Genomic DNA, 15,026 nt, shown 5'->3' with positions numbered 1-15,026 from the left:
CACGGCATCAACGTCCGCAGGGCTGCATGATGCATGCTTTGTGCCCCTGCTGCGGCGTCTGCCGCCGATGTTTCCTATATTTCTACAAAGGTAACTAATTAATCGTAGCTGACAAAACGATTTAATGTTTTTTGCCGTTTAACTTTCAAAAACTAAAACCTGATTATTGTCGAAGATTACGCATTGGGCACTGATAAATTAACTTTATTTACCAATACAGAAGTTTTAGGCAGCGAGATTTTAACACGCCGGAAGCCGGCATTATAGGAACAACGTCAGCGCAGATATGCCGTTTTATCATGCAAACGAAGCCTCTGCAAGGCAAGAAACATGTAAACAGGATGCAAAAGCTATGCTTTCAGGATGCGAAATGCGGCATATTAGAGCACAAAACATGGCCTTTTGCATGACAAAAAACAGTTGTTTTAAGTGCAAAAAGCAATGATTTATGGCCTTTCAGGAGTATTTACGGGATACAGAAAAAGAGCTTTTAAATCACAATCAGACATAAACCTCTGATTATCAGCAACATACTAAAAACAATCGAAAAATGCGAGTTTTTCATACGGAAACGGCATTTCGGCCGTAAGATTGCAAAAAGTGAGATAAATATGTTAACGCAAAAGCACTTGCGTTAACATATTTTTACTTATCATTTTACTGCTGGCAGTATAACAACAACGGTATGCCGGCACAGCAGAAGATGCTATTTGACAGGAAGAGCAAGCAACTGATACATCAGCGTTGCCGCCATGCGCTCCTGCCCTTCGGTTGAAGGATGCAGGCGGTCGGTGGCCTTGTCGTGGAAATAAGGCAGCTGAGCCTCAACCATTGGGTTAAGTCCGCTGACCGAATTGAGGTCAATCACAGGCACGCCCCACACGTTTCCGGCTTCCTTTACAGCCTCAACATAAGCGTCGAAATACTCTCCGCAGATGTTCTGCCAGCTCTCGTCGGGCTGTATGTTGGTGTCGCCGAATGTGGCGTAAGCCCTGTGCAGGGGTGTCAGCAGCACAATCTGCTTGTCGGGGAAGAGCGTCTTCAGCTTGCTTATGCCTATGTTTATGCGGCCCTTAAAGGTGTCGCCGGTCATCACCGGAGTGCGTTTTTTGCGTTTATACACCTGTTTCTTGCCATGCACGGCAGCAGTAACGGTGTCTTCAGTTTCAACATACCACTCGCCGACGGGCACTCCGGCGTTGAAGTCGTTGGTACCCATGAACACCACTACGGCGTCAACCTCATTGCCATGTTCCTTGCTGAGCTTCTCTGCCTGACGCGGAACGTCGTCCCACTGGCGGCCGCTTATGCCGTAGACATAAGGCGTTATGCCGAGCCACTGCTGCAGATATGCCCAGTATTTCTGCCTGATATCATTGCTGTTGTTCTTCGGGTCGGTAATCGAGTCGCCGATATACCCCACCCTTTTGCCTGCCCACGGATGGCGCACATATCCGCTCTTAACGGCAGTGTTGTCGTTCAATACAGTCTGACACGAAGCCTCAGGCGCCATGCACGCCATAAAAGCAAGAGACAATAAAAAAAATTTGTTCATTTCAATTAGTTTGTTAATCGGCCGTAAAGGTAACAAAAGTTATCCGTAACAACAAGACTTATCCTGACAAATAGAGCCAAACGGCACATATAACGGCTACAGACAGCTCCGCCACGCTACATCTGAGGCAGCAGCACTGACAAGTATTAAGAAATATTATCCTTTCATTTTAGGCAGTTTCTCATTTTCTTATTGTATATTTGCAATGTGGTTGCACGCACAGGCATGATGCCGTTCTGCAGCGCAACAGGCAACAGCGCAGATGCGTCAGCCGCCACAATAAAAGCAAAACAATTAAACACTGCGAGATATGAATATTGGAGACAAGGCGCCCGAAATACTCGGGCACGACGAAAACGGCAACGAGATAAGGCTCAGCGACTTCAAAGGCCGCAAGCTGGTGCTATATTTCTATCCTAAAGACCTTACGTCGGGATGCACCACCGAGGCGTGCAACCTGCGCGACAACTACACAAAGCTGAAGGAGCTCGGCTACGAGGTGATTGGCGCAAGCGTGGACGACGGAAAGCAGCATCTTAAGTTCATTGCAAAGAACGAACTGCCGTTCCACCTCATTGCCGACACAGAGAAGACTCTCGTCGAGCAGTTTGGCGTGTGGGGCGAGAAGAAGATGTACGGCCGCACCTATATGGGCACCTTCCGCACCACCTTTATCATTGACGAGAACGGAGTGATTGAGCGCATAATCTCGCCAAAGGAGATCAAGGTGAAGAACCACGCCGAACAGATTATCGGAGAACAGAAATAACATAAAAGATAACAGCCGCCACAACGCCCCGCTACAGCAAGGGGGCGCAAGCGGCAAAACCCTATTAACCCTAAACATAAAACTCATGATTAACCGACAACTTCTGCACCCGGAGAGCATCGTCGTAATCGGCGGCTCAAACAACGTTCACAAACCCGGAGGCGCCATCGTGCGCAACATTATCAACGGAGGCTACAAGGGCGTTCTGCGCATTGTCAACCCGAAAGAAGACGAAGTGCAAGGCGTGAAGGCATTTCACGACATAAGCGAACTGCCGCCCACCGACCTGGCTATTCTCGTAATACCATCGCACATGTGCCCCGAAACAGTAGACCGCCTGGCTGAAGACAAAGGCGTAAAGGCCTTCATAATAATATCTGCAGGCTTCGGCGAGGAGACAAAGGAGGGAGCAAAGCTCGAACAACACATACTCGACACCTGCGAACGCCACGGAGCAGCACTCATAGGACCTAACTGTATCGGTCTGCTCAACTCATGGCATCACAGTGTGTTCACCAAACCAATACCTACACTGCACGAAAAAGGCGTCGACTTCATCAGCGGTTCTGGCGCAACGGCAGTGTTTATCCTCGAGTCGGCCGTAACAAAGGGCCTGCCGTTCAACTCTGTATGGAGCATCGGCAACGGCAAGCAGATCGGCATAGAGGACGTGCTGCAATACATGGACGAGAACTTCGACCCGGAGAAAGACTCACACGTCAAGCTGCTCTACATCGAGAACGTGAGCAATCCTGACAAGCTTCTCTTCCACGCCTCATCGCTCATACGCAAGGGATGCCGTATAGCAGCCATCAAGGCCGGCAGCAGCGAGAGCGGAAGCCGTGCCGCATCATCGCACACAGGAGCCATTGCCAGCAGCGACTCAGCCGTAGAGGCACTGTTCCGCAAGGCGGGCATCGTGCGCTGCTTCTCAAGAGAGGAACTCACAACCGTGGGCTGTATCTTCACACTTCCGCCGCTCACAGGCCGCAACTTTGCCATCGTAACCCACGCAGGAGGCCCCGGCGTGATGCTTACCGACGCGCTGTCTAAAGGCGGACTCAACGTTCCGAAGATTGAAGGTCCCGACGCCGACGAGCTGAAGAGCCTGCTCTTCCCCGGAGCATCAGTGGCTAACCCCATCGACATCCTTGCAACCGGAACACCCGAGCATCTGGGCATAGCCATCGACTACTGCGAAAACAAGTTTAAGGACATCGACGCCATATTCGTAATATTCGGCACACCGGGCCTCGTCCAGCTGTATGAGGCTTACGACGTGCTGCACAAGAAGATTCTGGAGTGCAAGAAGCCTATATTCCCCATCCTGCCTTGTCTGCACACAGCAGGACCGGAAGTGGCAGAGTTCCTGAAGAAGGGACACGTAAACTTCAGCGACGAGGTTACGCTCGCAACAGCCCTCACACAGATTATGAAGACGCCAAAGCCGGCATCACCCGAGATAGAACTCTTCGGCGTTGACATCCCGAGGATAAGAGAGATTATTGCAGGCATCAAGGAAGACGGATACATCGCCCCCGAACTGGTGCATCAGATATTCGAGTGCGCAGGCATCCCTATGGTGCCCGAAATGGTAAGCGACTCTAAAGGCGAGCTTACTGCATTTGCAGACAAGGTAGGCTATCCGGTAGTGGCAAAGGTCGTAGGCCCTGTACACAAGAGCGACGTGGGCGGCGTTGCGCTCAACATAATGAGTGCGGAACATCTCGAAATGGAGTTCGACCGCATGATGAAGATTGAAGGCGCAAAGGCCATCATGGTGCAGAAGATGATCAAAGGCAAGGAGCTGTTTATCGGAGCCAAATACGAACCGCGCTTCGGCCACATCGTATTGTGCGGACTCGGCGGCATCTTTGTCGAGGTGCTGAAGGACGTTTCAAGCGGACTTGCTCCTCTGTCTTACGACGAGGCCTATTCAATGATACGCTCTCTGCGCGCATACAAGATAATAAAGGGTACGCGCGGACAGAAGGGCCTCAACGAGCAGAAGTATGCCGAAATTATCGTGCGCCTGTCAACTCTCCTGAGGTTTACAACCGAAATAAAGGAGCTCGACATCAATCCGCTGCTGGCCGACGAAGACAACGTTACGGCAGTAGACGCCAGAATACGTATTGAAAAATAACAATAACAAACCTTCGGGCGGCGTCGGCAGATGCCGCCCGACGTTCATTAAATGCCCCTGGCATAAAACTTATATTTAAAGGAAATGAAGATACTCGTAATAGAAGACAACGCCGACCTGAGAGACATCATTGTACGCTCGCTCGAAAAAGAGCGCTACGTGGTGGAGACAGCCCCCGACTACGCTACGGCTCACACCAAGCTGTTTATTTATGAATACGACTGCATACTGCTGGACATTATGCTGCCCGACGGCAACGGCCTTAACCTGATGAGAGAACTGGCAGAACGCGGCAAGCGCAAGAACGTCATCATTATATCGGCAAAGGATTCTATCGACGACAAGGTGGCCGGACTCGAACTCGGCGCCGACGACTATCTGGCTAAGCCCTTCCATCTCGCTGAGCTGCACGCACGCATCAGGAGCGTGATGAGACGCCACACACAGAACGGCGAGAACAACATAAAATTCGGCAACGTGACCATCCATCCCGACACGTTTAAGGTGGAGGTGAACGGACAGGACATCGATCTCGGACGAAAGGAGTATGAGATTCTTCACTATCTTGTCAACCGGGCAAACCGCCTGATAGAGAAGCAGACGCTGGCCGAAGGCGTGTGGGGCGACGACATCGACCAGGCCGACAACTTCGACTTCATATATGCACAGATAAAAAACCTGCGCAAAAAGCTGAAGACGGCTGGCGCCGACATCGAGATAAAGACGATATACGGTTTCGGATATAAGCTCATTAAGGTATGAAGCTACAGAATGTCCTAACCTTCAGACTGTCGGTGCTAAAGGCCATAGGCATTGCCCTGTGGGCCGTAGGCTTCTATTTTGCGATAATAAAAGAAATCAACAACAAGACCGACGACAGCCTGACGAGCTATGCCGAAGCGCTCATAACCGACTATCTGGCAGGAGTGCCCCTGCCCGACACCCACAACGGCGCAGGCAACAACTACTATATACACACCGTGTCGGACGAGTATGCCGAGAGCCACTCGCACATAAGATACCGCGACATGGAGACGTATGTGCCCAACGACAACAAGTTTGAACAGACAAGGGCCGTAACGTATATCTTCAAGTCGAACGACGACAAGTATCATGAGCTTACGGTGTTCACGCCAACGATAGACAAGCAGAACCTGAAGAACTCGATATTCATCTGGCTTGTGGTGCTGTATTTCGGTCTGCTCACGGGCATGATAATCGTCAACCTGTGGACCATCAGGCACAGCATGAAACCGCTGAAAAGGCTCTTCGGGTGGCTCGACACGTATAAGCTCGGCAAGAACATAAAGCCGCTGGAGAACGACACTAAGATAACCGAATTCAGAAAGCTCAACGAAACGGTGATGAGGAGCATTGAGCGAAACGAGAAGCAATATGAACAGCAGAAGCTCTTCATAGCCAACGCATCGCACGAGATGCAGACACCGCTGGCCGTATGCCGCAACAGGCTCGAAATGCTGCTCGACGAAGAAGGACTTACGGAGAACCAGATGGCGGAGATAATAAAGACGCTGCACACACTGAAAGAGTTGACGGAGACCAACCGCTCGCTGCTGCTTCTGTGCAAGATAGACAACGGACAGTTTGCCGCTCACGGACCTGTAAGCCTTAAGGAGGTTACGGCGCATGCCGTAAACAACCTGAAACCGGTATACTCGCGCATGAAGATAACCGTCAGCAATATGTGCGAAGAGGCTCCCGTGGCAGACATGGACGAGCAGCTGGCCAACGTGCTGATGACCAACCTCGTGAAGAATGCCTTTGTGCATAACATAGAAGGGGGCGAGATAAACATCACGTCGGACAGCTCACACATAAGAATAGAGAACACCGGACAGCCCGAGCGGCTTGACAGCGACAAGATATTTGAACGTTTCTATCATTCAGCCGGCAAGAAATCGTCAACCGGACTGGGACTTGCCATCGTCAAGGCCATCTGCTCGCAGTACGGCATGGAGATAACCTACAGCTTCAGCAACGGAAAACATGCGTTCGAAATAAGGAAAAGCAAAAATTAGTTAAAAACCTGATTGCGAACCGTTTTTTCAGATTCTTTTCAGAAACCCCTTTCATCTTTGCATCAAACAAAAGAACAAACAATGATTACAAACCCTAAAAAAAAGAAGATTATGAAAAGAATTATCCAGACATGTGTAGTTGCATTAGTTTGCATGATAGCGTTCCAGGTTAAAGCTGTTGCCGACAACGACAAGCCAATAGCAGTAAGTCAGCTTCCGGCTGTTTCGCAGCAGGTGATAAAGAGTCACTTCGCAGGCAAAAAGGTGGCTATGGCAAAGCAGGAGACAGGACTGCTAGACAAGAACTACGAGGTGGTGTTCACAAGCGGCGAGAAGGTGGAGTTTGACAAGAAAGGCAACTGGAAAGAGATTGACTGCAAGCTCTCAGCCGTACCGGCAAAGCTCATCCCCGCAAAAATAGCAAGCTACCTGAAATCCAACTATCCTGGAGTAAAGGTGCTGAAGCTTGAAAAGGGCAACAACGAATATGAGGTTAATCTGGCCAACGGCATGGAGATAACCTTCAACAAGAACTTCGTTGTCATAGACATCGACTAAATAAAACTGACATGACAATAAAGCATCTGATGCCTGCAATGACAAAACCGGCGCTATAGCAGCCAGAAGGCGTCAGAACTGCAAAAAGCTGACAGACAGAGCCACAGCAACAACGCAAGGCACATGTCTGCCAGCTTTGCCCCAAGTAAGCCATAAGGCTGCGCCGGGCAAGCCCGCAGGCGTATGCCGACTGATATATTACACTTTGTGTATTTGCCGCAGTCTGTTTGACCATTTTGCGTTGACGTAGCCAGCTACGCCTGCGTCAAAACGGACAAACAGACATATGACATAAAACGGAAAGGCTACAAAACAGCAGACGGCAATGTGGCAAACGGGCAGAGGCAACCCTCCGGGACAAGTCGGATAATCTCTATATGACAGACAGTAACTTAACAAAACCCGCAGAATACATTATGAAAGATTACATCAAAAAAGCTGCAATGATGATAACATTGCTCCTGGCCGTAACACTAAATGCCGCGGCCGGCAACGAGAAACCTATCAGTGTAAGCCAGATGCCGCATAATGCACAGCAGCTGCTCAGCAGGCACTTCAGCAACAAGAAGGTGGCCTTGGCGAAAGTGGAATCGGGATTCTTCTCAAAAGAATATACCGTTATCTTCACCAACGGTGAGAAAATAGAGTTTGACAGCAACGGCAACTGGACCGAAATAAGCTGCAAGCGCTCGGCCGTGCCGGCAAGCATAGTTCCGCCGCAAATAAGTTCGTATGTCAAGAAGAACTATCCGGGGTGCATAATAATTAAGATTGAAAGAGACGCAAAGGAATACGAAATAGACCTGTCGAACCGCATAGAGATAACGTTCAACAAGAAATTCCAGGTCATAGACATTGAATGATAAACCTATATTCTATAAAAGCAAACAGCAACAGGCACCATGGCCGACGCGTGACATACTGAAAACGATATATCTACAATCTCGATAATAATGCAAGAGCACACCTCCCGACTTTATGTGAGGCGTGCTCTTGCCGTATAGTTCCTGACCGTTCATCCGGACATATGCGGCATTTCGCCCTCCAAAAGACGGCCTTTTGCATTGCAATATGCCGTCTTTCACACGGCAAAAGGGCACCTTTCATAATGCAAAAGACAGCATTAGGGCATGCAATACGAATATGCATCGGCACACTGTAGGCAGAAAATATTTTCTTAAAAAACTCATCACTCGTCACATTCCTGCGTAACATTCTGAATATCAGCAGGATATACTGTGACGAGTTTACTTCTCAACTCGTCACGCTACGCCCTGACATTATTGTGTGATGAGTTGATTTCTCAACTCATCACGCTTCAAATCATTGACAGTCAGCGCATTATATGCGAATATGATGAGTGATGAGTTTTTTAAGAAAATAGTTTTACTTCATCAGTAACGCCAGACACCATGCTGCTCATTTCACCCTGACGACAATCCTACGGTATGACGTCAGAGCCGGACTGCCGTTGTCTGTAACTTCCTGAATAAGGTGTATCGTAGCCTTTGACACTGATTCCGGTATTGACAAAGACGGACGCGCCGTGGCAGCATCGCTCACTTCAATACGCTGACCACAGTCGGTAGCGTCATCATAGACATAAAGCCTGTAGCTTATCTCGTTGCCGTCAGGATCATAAGAGCCCGAAAAGTCGAACTGCAGCCGGTCGCCAGGCTTAGCGTCAACATATCTCACAGCCTTGGTGTCGGTCTTCTCGTCACTGAAACGTACTACAGGATGATGGTTGGCATCATTATAGTCAGCACACACACTCCATTTTACACGTGCCGCAAAATCGTTCAGTATGGCTGTCTTCCATCGGGCAATGGCCTCACTGCCCTCGCCCGAATTGGTGAACATATAGTAAGGATCATACTGTTTCTCGTCAAGATTATTCTTCTCAACCCAGTCCATACCTCTTACACCTGCCACCTTTTCCGTGCCGAAGCGTCCGCCCCAGCCGCCGTATTCAGGCTCCGACGGCACATTCAGCCCGTTGTCAACAAGATACATAAAGGCAGGGCTGTCGCCCTCTGTGGCCCACATCCTGTCAGGATAAGCAGCGCCGAGAGGTCCATACTTCTGCACATTGTCGTCTACCCAACTGTCTGACGGCGCCCAGCCATACACGGCAGTATTGCGAAGATAGACGATGTAGGGAAAGGTTCTGGCTATCCATGCTCCGGCATCACACTGCCCAAGCACGTCATAGATGCGCAGCTTCGACACAAATTTGGCCACATCTGCCGCACTCCTTGTGTGCTTCACCTTCCACAACGCCTGAGCCACCGTGTTCATGCCTCCCCATGCGTTAACCCATACCGGGCGGGGATCTTTGCTGTCAACGGCACGTATTATGAGTTCTGAGCCCGGAGTGTCGTGTCCCTCACCTACGTCGGCCATGCCCACTCCAGCCTGACCGGCAACGGCTACAGAGCGCAGACTGGCGGCCGAAGGATAACTCTTATCGTGAACAATAAGATTAGGATAAGCCTTCTCGTATGCATCTATAATCTTATTCAGCACGGGCAAGCCCAGAGGCGTCTTCACAAATGCCACGTTACATATAAGTCCCTCGATGTCAACATCATCAGACATGAGCAAAAGATGCACCATAGACTGCTCGTCGTCGGGATCGGTTCCACCGATGTCGGTAGTAACGATTAGCCTGTGCTTCTCCGCAAACAAGCACGAAGGGGCGGCAAGCATGAATGAAGATGATAAAAGGACAAATAATAATCTGAATAAGGAATTGCGTTTAATCATGGATAATAAAATTGATGATAAAAAAATCTTTATATGTTATTGACGTTATATGCAAATACGGCAAAAGGCAAGTGCAATGACAGATAAGAAACCTGTGCTTTTTAAGCAGACTTTGCCGAGCCGTTTCATATCTTTTTCAAAGATACAAAAAAATTATCATATCCATACGAAAACAATCAAGCCGGTAATTCTGTTTCACAAAAAATAACCTTTCTGCACATCGCCCCGAAATCAGGACAAAGCACAAAAAGGATAAAAATGCAGTAGGCAGATTGCCTGACGACCGGACACGGCATGAGCCTGACACAGGCTATTCTATGAGTTCTATGCTCACACCGTTGAACTCCTTGACAAAATCGAGAATGCGGGTGCGGTAATTCCTGCGGCGCAGCTTCATCTCTAGCGTAACCTCATACTGCCGTTCTCCGTCAACCACAATCTGCTTCATCCCGTAGTTATCAAAGTCAACGCCATCAGCCTGCAGCTCGCTGAGCAGCTGACGCACTGTGTCATGGCTACGTGTGGAAAACGTTACGGCTATCTTTTTCATTCCGAAACGGTTAACCACAAAGGAGAACACCTCAAGACAGCACAGCACAAGCACCGTGCTGCCTATAGCGAGGGCATAAAGCCCGGTGGCAGCAGTCATGCCTATGGCAGCGGTAGCCCATAATCCGGCAGCCGTGGTAAGCCCTTTCACCACATGTTTCTGAAAGATTATGGTGCCGGCACCAATAAATCCGATACCCGTAACCACCTGCGCTGCAATACGCGACGGGTCGAAAGAGGCAAACGAACTGTAGATCTTCAGCGACTCGTCGAAGCCATACTGCGAAAGGATGGTGAAAAGAGCCGACCCCATCGCCACAAGAAAATGTGTACGCGTACCGGCTTCCTTAGCCCGCAGCTCTCGCTCAAGGCCGACAGCAGCGCCCAGCACACCGGCAATGGCTATGCGCAAGATGAATTCGGTAGTAGTAAACATAAGCATATAACTATTTTATGCAAACATACACATTTTTTCCGAATATCCAATGTCCGGCCGCCGCTTTTTCAGATTACTGACGGTAACAGTCTCCCTGCCCTACTTGCCTGACGACATCTGCCTGCGGAGCAGACGGCCGACAACGCTCCAGTAAGGCATCCTTTTCAGCGTATCCCTAACGGGCTGAATGTCCCATACAAGGAAGATGAGCAACACAACTGTGGCAATGATGCACGTAACGCCGAACAGCTGTTTCAGACTGACGAGTATCACCTGCGTGGCATCGTACGGCATGGCGCGCGCAAAATTTTCCGCTATGTGATGCCTGAGCGAAAAGCTGTATATGCCCGAGCATATAGTGTCAACCACGCCGTTGCGGATGAATCCCACCATGGTTAACCCCATGAAGAAATGCTGAAACGGCATCAATTCTTCGAGATATATTGTAAGGGCCGTGAAGAAGATAGCCACACCGAAGGTTCTGCAAAATATAGGCAGATAGAAGCTCGCGATGTCAAGACCGGGCGTAATCATAAGATACATCTGCACCTCATAAGCCAGCAGGGACATGAGTCCTACGGTGAGCAGGCGCGTAAACTTCTGCCTGAGCACCTTTATCCAGAACATCACGAACATGCAGCCGCATATTGTGCCCGCCCATTCTACGAGATAGAACACGGAAGTGGACATGGCGCCGAAATGGAGCACGCCCGACGTAAACGTGTTCTGCAATATCTTAGGGGTTGAGTTGATAAGTTCAACCAGCGCAAACACAGCAAGCAGGGGCAGCAGACGCTTATAGAGCCATGCCTCAGGGGCTATATAGGGATGGCGGATGTGGCGCATGCGCTGCAACGCAAAGTAGAACGTCACGGGCACCATGAACGTAACCACACGGAACGGGCATCCGTCCCACCAGTTGTAATACTCACCGTAATTGAACAGGAACACTACTTCAATCAACAAAGCCGACCAGAGCACGCAGCCCAGCCAGTCGAGGCTTATCAGCGGCAGCGGCTTCATAAAGCGGAAGTCATGGGTGAGCACATACACCATCAGCGCAATGAAGAGCATTGCGCCCGTCATAGCCCAGTGCATGGCATACCAGCTCTGGAATATATATGTAAGGTGGACGGTTATCCAAGACGACAGACTCATGTCGCCGAGAACAATACAATAAAGCAACGGGAAGAATATTGTGAAGTCGCGCTTTGATGTCATCCACAGTTGTATATTAGACATACACTCAAACGTTCCGCAGAGTTTGAAAAATCCTGCAACATAAGAAAGAAAACACAGCACGGGCACCGACTCGGTGTACATGCACAGCCAGTTGCATGCGGCAATGGCAAGAGCTGCCGTTATGAGCAGCTGGCGGTTGGTGAACCTGAACTTAAAGCGGAAAAGAAACGGGAAAGGCATGTTAACGCCGATAACGCCGCACAGCACAATCATCGTAACATCCTCGCGCATGATACACATGTCGCCCATCACGTGAGGCATAGCTCCGGCATACATGCCTCCCGCCAACTGAAAAAAGAAGGCGAAGAAGACATATATCCACGGCTGTATTTTCTTGGGCACGAAGCCGTTCATCATCGGCATCGTGAACGGTCCTGTAGGAATAGGCGGCATATCACTTATACATTACCAACGTTTCAACATTCAGTCCGGCACGGAGTTTCTTCAGGTCGGCCTCGCTGTTCTTTCCCACAATGGCTATACGCACCGGCACACGCTGCTCAACCTTCACGAAGTTGCCCGTGGCATTGTCGGCAGGCACCATAGAATAAGCCGAGCCCGTGGCAGGACTGAGCGACTCAACCACACCTTTATATGTAACGCCCGGAATGGCATCGGCAGTAAACTCAACGGCATCGCCTACAGAGATGTTCTTCAGCTGTGTTTCGCGATAGTTGGCAATAACCCACACCTGATCGTCGTCTACAATACGTGCGAGCATCTGTCCGGGCTGAACGAGCTGACCTACATGAATGTCCTTGCGGCCCATAACTCCGTCGCTCGTAGCCACGATAACCGTATAAGAAAGATTAAGACGGGCAAGATTTACGGCAGCCTCGGCAACGCTTACGCCTGCCGTGTTCTGACTCAGGCGGTGAGCCTGCTCGTTCTTTACGAGCGATGTTGAACGGCGGTTTGCGCTTGCCTGCTCGTAACGTGCCTTCGCCGCCTTATATCTTGTCAGCGCGTTGTCATACTGCTGACGGGTAACAGCGTCTTTCTTCAGCAGCGAGGCATAGCGTTCATAGTCGCGGCGGGCGTTGTCCATGTCTGCCTTTGCCTCCTCTATGCCTGCAGAAGCCACTCTTACGTTGCTCGTCGTAGTGTTCATTCCGGCTGATATGGCAGAAGAGCCCGAACGTGAGCCGCGATAGTTGGCCTCAGCCTGAGCAAGCTGTAGACGATATTCGGCATCTTCGATGATAACGAGCGTGTCGCCCTTCTTCACGTGCTGATATTCCTCAAAGCGTATCTCCTTGATAAATCCCTGCACACGGGTGTTTATCGGCGTTATGTGGCGCTGCACCTGTGCATCGTCAGTATATTCTGTGTTTGCCGGATGGGCAAAGCGGGTTACAACATACGTTATTGCTCCGATGAGCAACAGTATGATTACTACATTGTATATTCTTTTTATAAGTTTCTTGTTGTTCATATCTTATGTCTGTTATTTGTAATTTCTGTCCGTAGCCGTACCTGTATCGGTTCAGGCAGCGCGGCCGGTATTGTTTTTATGTATTTACACAAGTGCCTTATCAGATTTCGCCTGCAATATATTTCATTTTATAGTATGCGTAAATGGTGCCTATGCGTGCGTCAACCTCCTGAAGTTCGGCGTTAAGCTTTATGTTAGACGCATCGACCATATCAGTTATCAGTGCCATCTGACTCATGTAGCGGTCGTTGACCACCTGATAGTTCTGAGCGGCAAGCTCTACGCTCTTCTGCTGTGTGCGCAGTTCGACAAACGACTGGCGATAGAGCGTGTATGCCTGCTGCATCTGGTTGTCTACACTCTCTGCCGTAACGGCATGATTCTCGTTGCTCTGCACAATCTGCGCCTTAGCCTTACGCACCGTCTTGTTGCCCTTGAACAGCGAACTGAGCGAATATTTTATGCCGATACCAACATACCAGATGTTGAAGTTGTTGTCTATAGGCGGCAAGTCGTAAGTGAACGGACCGCTGAAATTGTCAGTAGCAAACACCACAACCTTAGGCATAAGGTCGCTCTTTGCCATGCGCAACTGTTGCTGGGCCATATCTACACCGAGTTTCGACTGGCGCAGCAACGGTGACGAAACTGATGCCCGGCTCTGCCAGTCGGCCTCGTTGCCATTGTCTGATGCGGTTTTAAGTTCTGCTGTGTCGGGCATGATCACAACATCAGAAGTAAGTCCTAGGGTGTTACAGAGCTGATGGTTGAGCACGCTGCGCTGATCCTGAAGCTTGCGCAGTCCGAGTTTGAGCGACTCCATCTGCAGTTCATATCGTGTAACGTCGTTGCGCAGCGCTATGCCCTCTTCGTGTTTTGCCTTTATATCGGCAATAAGTTTTTCGGTAAGCGCAATGTTGCTGTCATAAACTTTCATTCCGTTAGACAGCTTAACCAAGTCGAGATACTGACCGAGAGCCATGAAGCGCTGCTGACTGCGACTGAGGGCGACGCCTGTCTCTGCCTGCTCTTTCTGAAGTTCGGCAAGGCGTATGCCCGTGTTGATGGCTCCTCCGGCATAAACCACCTGCTGAGCTTCGAGCGCAAAACTGTTGCCGAAGTGTGGCTGGGTGATGCCTTTGGCATTGCTGAAATCGCGGTCGGTCATAAGCACGTTGCCGTTATAACTAACAGACAACGAAGCGTTAACATCAGGCAGACGCCGGCTCTTTGCCTCAGAAATGGCATGATGTGCCACGTCGACTTCCGACTTTTGGGCACGCAACTGTCTGCTGCCCGTCTCAACAAGAGAAAACAACTCGCTCACCGTCATTGTGCGCTGCGTCTGCGACAATGCATCTGTTGACTGAAGAAGCAGTGCGCCGGACAATACGGCATAAACAAATTTACATCTAATCATCACTTTTATATTTTCACTATATTTTCCATTAATCCAGAGAAATGGTCTGAAACCGGGTGCAAAGGTAAGACTATTTAACAATTAAATGATTTTAATTTTTTCGCGAGA

At 49.7% G+C, this 15,026-nt stretch carries 12 protein-coding genes; 6 read left to right on the top strand and 6 right to left on the bottom strand.

Going from position 1 to position 15,026, the window contains the following annotated elements; genetic code table 11:
- Positions 1-706: 706 nt before the first annotated feature.
- Complete coding sequence (locus ACZMIG_RS01645; protein ID WP_053397516.1) at positions 707-1,513, bottom strand: SGNH/GDSL hydrolase family protein; 807 nt, start codon at positions 1,511-1,513, stop codon at positions 707-709.
- Positions 1,514-1,865: 352 nt separating this feature from the next.
- Here ACZMIG_RS01645 and bcp point away from each other — a divergent pair, with 352 nt between their 5' ends.
- The 6 genes from bcp (at position 1,866) to ACZMIG_RS01615 (ending at position 7,930) form a co-directional block, all read left to right on the top strand.
- Positions 1,866-2,324 carry a thioredoxin-dependent thiol peroxidase gene (bcp, locus tag ACZMIG_RS01640; RefSeq protein ID WP_053397457.1) on the top strand — a complete coding sequence of 153 codons (459 nt, stop codon included), beginning with the start codon at positions 1,866-1,868 and terminating at the stop codon, positions 2,322-2,324.
- Between the two features lie 85 nt (positions 2,325-2,409).
- Complete coding sequence (locus ACZMIG_RS01635) at positions 2,410-4,470, top strand: acetate--CoA ligase family protein (RefSeq protein ID WP_021853904.1); 2,061 nt, start codon at positions 2,410-2,412, stop codon at positions 4,468-4,470.
- 84 nt (positions 4,471-4,554) lie between these two features.
- Positions 4,555-5,232, top strand: a complete 678-nt coding sequence (locus ACZMIG_RS01630) for a response regulator transcription factor (protein WP_053397456.1) — start codon at positions 4,555-4,557, stop codon at positions 5,230-5,232.
- On the top strand, positions 5,229-6,509 hold the full coding sequence (locus tag ACZMIG_RS01625) for a sensor histidine kinase (protein ID WP_487888915.1): 1,281 nt from the start codon (positions 5,229-5,231) through the stop codon (positions 6,507-6,509). The genes ACZMIG_RS01630 and ACZMIG_RS01625 overlap by 4 nt, the downstream gene beginning before the upstream one ends.
- Before the next feature lie 111 nt (positions 6,510-6,620).
- Complete coding sequence (locus tag ACZMIG_RS01620) at positions 6,621-7,067, top strand: PepSY-like domain-containing protein (protein WP_053397454.1); 447 nt, start codon at positions 6,621-6,623, stop codon at positions 7,065-7,067.
- Between the two features lie 428 nt (positions 7,068-7,495).
- A complete protein-coding gene (locus tag ACZMIG_RS01615; protein ID WP_053397515.1) occupies positions 7,496-7,930 on the top strand; it encodes a PepSY-like domain-containing protein in 435 nt (144 codons plus the stop codon).
- A gap of 556 nt (positions 7,931-8,486) precedes the next feature.
- Here the strand turns inward: ACZMIG_RS01615 and ACZMIG_RS01610 are convergent.
- The 5 genes from ACZMIG_RS01610 to ACZMIG_RS01590 all read right to left on the bottom strand — a co-directional run bounded on the left by ACZMIG_RS01610 (position 8,487) and on the right by ACZMIG_RS01590 (position 14,918).
- On the bottom strand, positions 8,487-9,836 hold the full coding sequence (locus tag ACZMIG_RS01610; RefSeq protein ID WP_487888914.1) for a DUF1593 domain-containing protein: 1,350 nt from the start codon (positions 9,834-9,836) through the stop codon (positions 8,487-8,489).
- A gap of 310 nt (positions 9,837-10,146) precedes the next feature.
- Positions 10,147-10,821: an MgtC/SapB family protein gene (locus tag ACZMIG_RS01605; protein ID WP_053397514.1), complete on the bottom strand. Its 675-nt coding sequence runs from the start codon at positions 10,819-10,821 to the stop codon at positions 10,147-10,149.
- Between the two features lie 99 nt (positions 10,822-10,920).
- Positions 10,921-12,456 carry a hypothetical protein gene (locus ACZMIG_RS01600; RefSeq protein WP_482692605.1) on the bottom strand — a complete coding sequence of 512 codons (1,536 nt, stop codon included), beginning with the start codon at positions 12,454-12,456 and terminating at the stop codon, positions 10,921-10,923.
- Position 12,457: 1 nt separating this feature from the next.
- Positions 12,458-13,498 carry an HlyD family secretion protein gene (locus tag ACZMIG_RS01595; protein WP_482692603.1) on the bottom strand — a complete coding sequence of 347 codons (1,041 nt, stop codon included), beginning with the start codon at positions 13,496-13,498 and terminating at the stop codon, positions 12,458-12,460.
- 100 nt (positions 13,499-13,598) lie between these two features.
- Positions 13,599-14,918: a TolC family protein gene (locus ACZMIG_RS01590; RefSeq protein ID WP_484449282.1), complete on the bottom strand. Its 1,320-nt coding sequence runs from the start codon at positions 14,916-14,918 to the stop codon at positions 13,599-13,601.
- Positions 14,919-15,026: the final 108 nt, after the last annotated feature.

It is taken from the genome of Xylanibacter sp. (genome assembly GCF_057607445.1).
This window is presented reverse-complemented; position numbering and strand designations above follow the sequence as displayed.